This window comes from Microbacterium enclense, assembly GCF_004022425.1.
In the GTDB taxonomy this organism is placed as follows: Bacteria; Actinomycetota; Actinomycetes; order Actinomycetales; family Microbacteriaceae; genus Microbacterium; species Microbacterium enclense_A.
In genome coordinates this window covers 1-8118 of the sequence record NZ_RBZY01000084.1, presented here as the reverse complement: position 1 = coordinate 8118, position 8118 = coordinate 1, and the positions used below count along the sequence as shown (strand labels likewise).

At 71.6% G+C, this 8118-nt stretch carries 9 protein-coding genes; 6 read left to right on the top strand and 3 right to left on the bottom strand.

Annotated elements, in window-relative coordinates; translation table 11 throughout:
* A partial coding sequence (locus D8Y23_RS15400; protein WP_164878274.1) for a zinc-binding alcohol dehydrogenase family protein occupies nucleotides 1-663 on the bottom strand: 663 nt, incomplete at its 3' end.
* A gap of 85 nt (nucleotides 664-748) precedes the next feature.
* Between D8Y23_RS15400 and D8Y23_RS15395 the strand changes: the two genes are divergently transcribed.
* The 3 genes from D8Y23_RS15395 (at nucleotide 749) to D8Y23_RS15385 (ending at nucleotide 3528) form a co-directional block, all read left to right on the top strand.
* Nucleotides 749-1315: a TetR family transcriptional regulator gene (locus D8Y23_RS15395; RefSeq protein ID WP_164878273.1), complete on the top strand. Its 567-nt coding sequence runs from the start codon at nucleotides 749-751 to the stop codon at nucleotides 1313-1315.
* A 166-nt stretch (nucleotides 1316-1481) separates the two neighbouring features.
* Nucleotides 1482-2798, top strand: a complete 1317-nt coding sequence (locus tag D8Y23_RS15390; RefSeq protein ID WP_128218947.1) for an MFS transporter — start codon at nucleotides 1482-1484, stop codon at nucleotides 2796-2798.
* Nucleotides 2799-2841: 43 nt separating this feature from the next.
* Complete coding sequence (locus tag D8Y23_RS15385) at nucleotides 2842-3528, top strand: GNAT family N-acetyltransferase (RefSeq protein ID WP_240663926.1); 687 nt, start codon at nucleotides 2842-2844, stop codon at nucleotides 3526-3528.
* A 2-nt stretch (nucleotides 3529-3530) separates the two neighbouring features.
* On the opposite strand, the gene D8Y23_RS15380 is transcribed toward D8Y23_RS15385, so the two are convergent.
* Both D8Y23_RS15380 and D8Y23_RS15375 read right to left on the bottom strand, forming a co-directional pair.
* Nucleotides 3531-3740 carry a multidrug transporter gene (locus D8Y23_RS15380; protein WP_128218946.1) on the bottom strand — a complete coding sequence of 70 codons (210 nt, stop codon included), beginning with the start codon at nucleotides 3738-3740 and terminating at the stop codon, nucleotides 3531-3533.
* A gap of 7 nt (nucleotides 3741-3747) precedes the next feature.
* A complete protein-coding gene (locus D8Y23_RS15375; protein WP_128218945.1) occupies nucleotides 3748-4554 on the bottom strand; it encodes an SDR family oxidoreductase in 807 nt (268 codons plus the stop codon).
* A 212-nt stretch (nucleotides 4555-4766) separates the two neighbouring features.
* Between D8Y23_RS15375 and menC the strand changes: the two genes are divergently transcribed.
* The 3 genes from menC to D8Y23_RS15360 are packed head-to-tail and all read left to right on the top strand — an operon-like array spanning nucleotide 4767 to nucleotide 8035.
* Nucleotides 4767-5900, top strand: coding sequence for an o-succinylbenzoate synthase (gene menC, locus D8Y23_RS15370; RefSeq protein ID WP_128218944.1), 1134 nt, complete (start codon nucleotides 4767-4769; stop codon nucleotides 5898-5900).
* Nucleotides 5897-6592, top strand: a complete 696-nt coding sequence (locus D8Y23_RS15365) for a hypothetical protein (RefSeq protein ID WP_128218943.1) — start codon at nucleotides 5897-5899, stop codon at nucleotides 6590-6592. The genes menC and D8Y23_RS15365 overlap by 4 nt, the downstream gene beginning before the upstream one ends.
* A gap of 57 nt (nucleotides 6593-6649) precedes the next feature.
* Nucleotides 6650-8035, top strand: coding sequence for a glycine--tRNA ligase (locus D8Y23_RS15360; RefSeq protein WP_128218942.1), 1386 nt, complete (start codon nucleotides 6650-6652; stop codon nucleotides 8033-8035).
* Nucleotides 8036-8118 lie beyond the last annotated feature (83 nt).

Sequence of the window (8118 nt, the reverse complement as noted above, 5' to 3'; positions counted from 1 at the left end):
GTCGACGGCGCTCGCGGCGGTGTAGTCGACCCCCCCATCGGCGCCGAGGGCGCGCACGGTCGCGGCAGTGCGCGACGAAGCCGTGGACACGACGTCGTACCCCGCGGCGCGGGCCAACTGGATGGCATTCATCCCGACGCTGGTCGAACCGCCCCACACCACCACGACGCCGCCCTGCTCGCTCGGCGTCTCGCCGGTCGGCATCCGGAGTCCGAGGTGGGCGGGCTGGAACAGTGCGCATGCCGCCGTCGAGACGCCGAGCGGGAAGACCGCGGCCTCCTCGTCGGTGAGGGTGTCGGGGGTCGGCGCGGCGAGCCGTTCGAGTAGAACCGTGTGCTCCTGGAAGGCACCCTCGCGCAGGGGATCGCGGCCCTTGTCGGTCCCGGTGGCGAGGCCGAAAACCCGCTGTCCGACGCGGAACCGGCTCACGCCGGAGCCCACCGCGACGACCTCGCCCGCGACATCGGATCCGAGGACGGCGGGGGTCTGCAGCCACCGATACGTGATGCGGCTCGTGCCCTGGATCACCCAGTCCACGGGGTTGACCGCGACAGCGCGCACGCGCACGAGGATCTCGTCGGCAGCGGGCTCGGGCGTGGTCGCGGTGACGACGGCGAGTGGTGCGCGCGGCGCCGGGAGAACGGCGGCGGAGTGAACGGACATGGATGCCTCCCGCGAAGTGATGACACTGAGTGTCTTCACACTAACCCACCGATGACACTGCGAGACATCACTTATGCTCGTCGACATGGCGAGGTGGGCACCGGACGCGCGCGAGCGGCTTCGCACCGCGGCGCTGGAACTCTTCGCGGAACGCGGATTCGAGGCCACGACCGTGCCCGACATCGTGGAGCGCGCGGGTCTCACGCGGCGCACGTTCTTCCGCCATTTCAGCGACAAGCGCGAAGTGTTCTTCGGCGACGACGAGATCCCCGCGCTCGCCGCGAGGGCGGTGGCCGCGGCTCCCGCGGATGCCACGCCGTTCGCGATCGCCTGGGCCGGTTTCCACGCCCTCGCCGCCGAGCGGTTCGAGCCGCGGCGCGCGCAGATGCAGGCCGCGCGGCGACTGATCGAGTCCGAGCCGGCCCTGCGCGAGCGCGACCTGCAGAAGCAGGCCGACCTGCGCGACGCCCTCCGCGACGGATACCTCTTGCGCGGCGTCGACGCGTTCACCGCGCGCGTGACCGCGGGCGTCGCGGTGGAGCTGCTGCAGATCGCCCTCGAGCGGTGGCTGGCGGACGAGACCGGCACCCCCCTGGTGCAGCACCTCGCGGCCGGGCGCGCCGGGATGTCGGACGCGCTCGCTCACCCGTGAGTCCGGCCGCGCCGTGTGCGGTTGGGGCACCGTCCGTGGCCCCGGGGCCACCCACGGCGCCCCGGGGCCACGCGGCGCCGGGCCGGCCCGCGATGTCGGCACCCGCGGCTAGCCTGGTGCATGCCGCACCTCGTGGCATCCCTCCCTCTTCTCTCCAGGACTCGCCGTGATCAGCACCCTCGAACGCCCCGGGTGGCGGACGTGGACGCTGTGGGTCGTCGGAGTTCTCGCCTACGTCGTCTCGATCGTCAACCGCACGTCGCTGTCGGCGGTGGGAGTGGATGCCGCGACGCGCTTCCAGGCGGATGCCTCGGCGCTGTCGATGTTCGCGGTGATCCAGCTGTTCGTCTACGGCGCGATGCAGATCCCCGTCGGCCTGCTGCTCGACCGGTACGGCGCGCGTCCGATGATCGCGATCGGCATGGTGCTGATGGCCGCGGGCCAGTTGGTGATGGCGTTCGCCGACGCGGTGGGGATCGGCATCCTGGCCCGCGTGCTCATCGGCGCGGGCGACGCGATGATCTTCCCGAGCGTGCTGCGCGTGATCGCGACGTGGTTCCCGGCCCAACGCGCGCCGGTGCTCGTGCAGCTGACCGGGATCATCGGCCAGCTCGGTCAGATCGTCGCCGTGGTGCCGCTGGCCGCTCTCCTGCACGCCACGAGCTGGAGCGTGGCGTTCGGCAGCGTGGCAGGACTCGGTGTCCTGTTCGCGGTGCTGACCTACGCGGTCATCCGCAACCGGCCGCCGGAGCGGCGCGACGACCCCGTCGACCTGTCCGTCGACACGCAGACCGGGGCGATCCAGGTCGTCCGGTCGGCGCCCGATCTGCGACAGGGGTTCCGCGAGTCGTGGGCGCACCCCGGCACGAGGCTCGGCTTCTGGTCGCACTTCACCACGCCCTTCGCGGGCACCGCCTTCATGCTCCTGTGGGGGTTCCCGTTCCTCACCGCCGGCGAAGGGCTCGCCCCCGCGACCGCGTCGGGGATCATGACGCTGTTCGTCCTGTTCGGCATCGTCAGCGGCCCGGTCATCGGCGCGCTGTCGAGCCGTCATCCGCGGCGGCGATCCCGGTGGCTGGTGCTGCCGACCGTCGTGTTCCAGGCGCTGGTGTGGATCGTCGTCGTCGCCTGGCCCGGACAGGCTCCGGTGTGGCTGTTGATCGTGCTGATGTTCGCGCTCGCGACGGGTGGCCCGGCGTCGATGATCGCCTTCGACCACGCCCGCACGTTCACGCCCAGCCACCGCCTGAGCACCGCGACCGGGATCGTCAACGGCGGCGGTTTCCTCGCCGCGCTCCTGGCGATCCTGTTCATCGGTATCGCGATGGACGTCCAAGGCGCCGGCAGCCCCGACACCTATTCGTTGGATGCCTTCCGCTGGGCGTTCCTCACCCAGGTGCCGCTGTGGGTGGTCGGCAGCATCGCCATCGTCATCGAGCGCGGCCGCACCATCCGTCACGTCGGCGATTCGCTGCCGCGCTGATCCGCCCGCTTGGCCCTCGGCCAGCGGATGCCAGACTCGAAGCGTGAGTGAGATCGACATCCGCCCGCTCGACAGCCTCGAGGCCATCGTCGCCGGGGCGCAGCTGTTCGACGACGTCTGGGTCGGTGACCGCGCGACGATGCCGTCGAACATCCTGCGGGCACTCGAACACTCGGGCAACTACGTCGTCGGGCTCTACGACGGTTATCGGATGATCGGTGCGTCCGCGGCGTTCTTCGGGCCGCCCGCGGAGCGGACGATGCACTCGCACATCACCGGCATCCTGCCGGGATACCAGGGGCGGGGGCTCGGCCGTCAGCTCAAGGCGCACCAGCGGGAGTGGGCGCTGGAGCGGGGGATCGGCCGCATCACCTGGACGTTCGATCCGCTGATCCGCCGCAACGCCCACTTCAACCTCGCCGTCCTCGGCGCGAGCGCCACCGACTACCTGGTGAACCAGTACGGCGAGATGCCCGACGACGTCAACCGCGGCGACGAGTCCGACCGGCTGATGGTGTCGTGGGCCGTCGCCGAACCGCCGGTTCCGACCCCGGACGGTGGCGCGGTGCGTGCGGTCGTCGAGATCCCGGACGACATCGAAGCCCTCCGCCGCCGCACCCCCGCCGTTGCCGCCGAGTGGCGGTACCGCGTGCGCGAGGAGCTGCGGGGGCACCTGGCATCCGGTCTCCGCATCGGCGGCGTCGACGGGCGCGGGTACCTGCTCGTCTGAGTTCAGTCGCCCGAGACGGGCACGTCCTTCTCCGCCGCGGGATCGCCCTGTCCGGGACCCGGCCGCACCGCCGCGTCATCGCGCACATCGATGCGCGTCACGCCGCCGTGTTTCGTGACGTCGATGCGGGGAGCCGCGTCGGCCTCCGTCGCCTTCGGCGCGGTCGTCAGCTGGTCGTGCCGGTTCTCTTCGAAGCTCTTCTCGTCGCTCATCGCGCCCTCACTCTCCGGCCGAACGCCAGGCGTCCGACTCCATGTGCGACCCCGCCTGCGGTCCCATCTGCAGCATCCCGCCGTCGACGACCCAGCTCGCGCCCGTGACGTACGACCCCGACGGGGACGCGAGGAAGCGGATCACATCGGCGACCTCGTCCGGCTTGCCGGGGCGGCCGAGCGGGATGCCGGGACGGTGGGTGCGGTCGGCATCCTCGGCATCCATGTCGTTGATGGGGGTCGCTATCTCGCCCGGCGCGACGGCGTTCGCGGTGATGCCGTACTGCCCGAGCTCGAGCGCCATGGTCTTGATGAGTCCGCCGAGGCCGTGCTTCGCGGCGACGTAGGGTGCCGAGCCGACGCGCGGCTGGTGTTCGTGCACGCTTGAGACAGCGACGAGGCGTCCGCCGTTTCCGGCCGACACCATGCGGCGCGCCGCGGTGTGCAGGGCGAGGAAGGCGCCGTCGAGGTTCAGCGCGATGTCGGTGCGCCACGTGTCGAGGTCGAGGTCGAGGAACGGTCCGCCGATGCCGCCGCCGGCATTGTTGACGAAGACGTCGAGACCGCCGAGCTCGTCGGCCATGGCGTTCACCGCGCCGGGCACCGAGTCGAAGTCGGTGGCGTCGAACTGCGCGATGACGGCGCGGCCGCCGCGGGCCCGCACGCCTTCGGCGGTTTCTTCTGCGCCGTCTTTGTCGGAGTGGTAAGTGATGGCGACGTCCATCCCGGCCTCGGCGAGCGCGAGCGCGGTGGCCGCGCCGATGCCCGAGTCCGAACCGGTGACGATCGCATGGCGGGGAGTGAAGTCGGTCATGTCGGCGACGCTACGCGCGAGCGCGCCGGCGGCGAGCGGCCTTGCCAGGCTGCGCGCGAGGCGTTAGGGCGGGCACAACTCCGGCAGAACCGGCGGGGCCGCGGCATCCAGGTACTGCCGGCGGCGGTTCCGCCGGAGGTGTGCGGCCGGTCTGCCGGAGCAGCGCGCCCGGATGCCGTGCCCCGGCCCGGCCCGCCGGATACCCTGCCCTCATGCCGCCCCGCACCCAAGCCGCTCCCGTCACCCTGGATGCCATCGAGCTGCGGGTCCTGCAGATTCCCCTGGTCTCGCCGTTCACGACGTCGTTCGGCACCGAGATCGTGCGCGAGGTCATCGTGGTCCGCGCCGAGACGGCGGACGGCGTCGGGTGGGGCGAGGTCGTCACGCAGGCCGAGCCGTTCTACTCCAGCGAGTACACGCAGGGCGCGTGGGACGTGCTCACCCGCTTCCTCGCGCCCGCCCTGCTCGCGCGCCGCACGGTCGCACCGGAGGAGGTCTCCGGCATCCTCGCCCCCGTCGTCGGGCACCGCATGGCCAAGGCCGGGCTCGAGCTCGCCGTGATCGACGCCGCGCTTCGCGCCGACGGCCGCCGCTTCGCCGACTACCTCGGAGCCGACAAAGACCGTGTGCCCTCGGGGGTCTCGGTCGGCATTCAGCGCGACCCCGCCGCTCTCGTCGACACCGTCGGCGCCTACCTCGACGAGGGGTACGTGCGCATCAAGGTCAAGATCAAACCGGGGCGCGACGTCGACGACACAGCCGCCGTGCGCGCGGCGTTCGGGGGCATCCCCCTGCAAGTGGATGCCAACTCGGCCTACACCCTCGCGGATGCCGACACGCTGGAACGGCTCGACGCGTTCGACCTGCTCCTCATCGAGCAGCCGCTGCAGGAGGACGACCTCGTCGACCACGCGACGCTCGCGCAGCGCCTGCAGACCCCGGTGTGCCTGGACGAGTCGATCGTGTCGGACAAGGCCGCGGCCGACGCGCTGCAGCTCGGCGCCGCGGCGATCATCAACATCAAGGCCGGCCGTGTCGGCGGTTATCTCGAGGCGCTCGCGATCCACGACCGGTGCCGCGCCGCCGGAATCCCCGTGTGGTGCGGCGGCATGCTCGAGACCGGCATCGGGCGGGCCGCCAACGCCGCGCTCGCGGCCCTCCCCGGGTTCCTGCTACCCGGCGACATCTCGGCATCCGCCCGCTTCTACGACCGCGACATCGTGACCGCGCCCGCCGTCCTCGAGGACGGACACGTGCGCGTCCCGACCGGGCCGGGGCTCGGCGTCGAGATCGACGACGCGGCGCTCGACGCGTTCACGGTGCAGCGCGAGCGGATCACGCGATGACCGCCGGACGGGAGGGACTGTCCGAAACGTACCGCGACGACGTGCCGTGGGGACGCCCCGCGGTGCCCGGCATCCCGATCCCTCCCTTCGTCGATGCCGCGCAGCACGGGTCGTACGTGCGGTCGCTGCAGACGTTCGTCGCGCTGCTCGACCGGCGGGAGCCGGCCCCGGCGACGATCGCCCTGCTCGCGGCACTCACGGCCGAGCCGCAGGGGCCTGGGCCTCTGTCGCCGCTCACGCTGCGGGTCAGCCTGGCGACGTTCTTCCCGGCCCCGTGGACGCCGGAGGCTCTGGCCCGCGCGCTGGAGGGGTCGTTCTCCGGGTCACCGGCCGCGGTGCGTGGCGGGTGGGTCTGGTACGGCGACCCGGACTACCGCGCCTCGCGCGCCGGCGACGGCTGGCGGATCGAGCGTCACGAGCGCGGCGAGCGCACCCGGGCGACGCTGCCCGCGCACGATGACCTCGTGCTGTTGTGGATGGACATGTTCCGCGACCGGTTCCCGTACCCGATCGCGCACGTGCGGTCATCGAGCGCGGCCTCTCCCGCCGACCTCGCCGCCGCGGCGGCGGCCACCCTCTCGGCGCACGCGGTCAATGCCGCGATGCCGTACCTGACGAGCTGGCGCACCGAGCGCGAGGACGCCCTGGCCGCTGTTCGGGGCGAGCCCGGCGCGTCGACGCCGACTCGATAAACTGGATGCCGCGCACTCGCGCTCGCACCCACAACTTTCCCGACCATTGGAGCCACCGTGGCCGAACAGTCCCGCCTCGACAAGGTCATCTCGCTCGCTCGCCACCGCGGGTTCGTGTTCCAGGCCGGTGAGATCTACGGCGGTTCGCGCTCGGCGTGGGACTACGGCCCCCTCGGCACCGAGCTGAAGGAGAACATCCGTCGCCAGTGGTGGCAGACGTTCGTACGCGGCCGCGGCGACATGGTGGGCCTCGATTCCAGCATCATCCTGCCCAAGCGCGTGTGGGAGGCGTCGGGGCACGTCGCGACGTTCGCCGACAAGGTCGTCGAGTCGACGATCACGCACAGGCGCTACCGTGCCGACCACCTCTGGGAGGCCTTCGTCGCCAAACGCGGTCGCGAGCCCGAGAGCTGGGACGAGATTCCCGACCCCGACACCGGTCAGCGCGGCAACTGGACCGAGCCGCGGTCCTTCTCGGGTCTCGTGAAGACGTACCTCGGCGTCGTCGACGACGAGTCGGGCCTGTACTTCCTGCGCCCCGAGACCGCGCAGGGCATCTTCGTGAACTTCTCCAATGTGCTCACGGCATCCCGTCGCAAGCCCCCGTTCGGCGTCGGCCAGGTCGGTAAGGCGTTCCGCAACGAGATCACCCCCGGAAACTTCATCTTCCGCACGCGCGAGTTCGAGCAGATGGAGATCGAGTACTTCACCCCGCCCGCCGAGGCGCAGGAGTGGTTCGAGCACTGGGTCGAGGCGTGCTGGAATTGGTTCGTCGACCTGGGCATCGACCCCGACAACATGAAGCGGTTCGACGTCCCGGAAGACGACCGCGCGCACTACTCCGCCGGCACGATCGACGTCGAGTACCGCTTCGGCTTCCCGGGCAAGGAGTGGGGCGAGCTCATGGGCGTCGCCAACCGCACCGACTATGACCTGAAGAGCCACTCGGATGCCTCGGGCTCGAGCCTCACCTACTTCGACCAGGCCTCGGGCGAGAAGTACACCCCGTACGTCATCGAGCCGTCGTTCGGCCTGACGCGCGCCATGATGGCGTTCCTCGTCGATGCGTACCGCGAAGAAGAGGTGCCCAACGCCAAGGGCGGCACCGATACCCGCACGGTGCTGAAGCTCGACCCGCGCCTCGCTCCCGTGAAGGCCGCCGTCCTCCCGCTGTCCCGCAACGAGCGCCTGTCGCCGCTCGCCCGAGAGGTCGCCGACACGCTGCGCTCTGCCGGCTGGAACGTCGACTTCGACGACGCCGGCGCGATCGGCCGCCGCTACCGCCGCCAGGACGAGATCGGCACGCCCTACTGCGTCACGATCGACTTCGACTCGCTCGACGACAACGCCGTGACCGTGCGCGACCGCGACACGATGGGTCAGGAGCGCATCCCCCTCGACGGCCTGCACGGGTACCTGGCCGAGCGGCTGCGCGGCGCCTGAGCTCCGGCGGCCGCGCGGGGTCGCGCCCGCGCCGCCGTGCGCTGCGCTGCGCGGCGGGGCGGGGCGGGGCGGGGCGGGGCGGG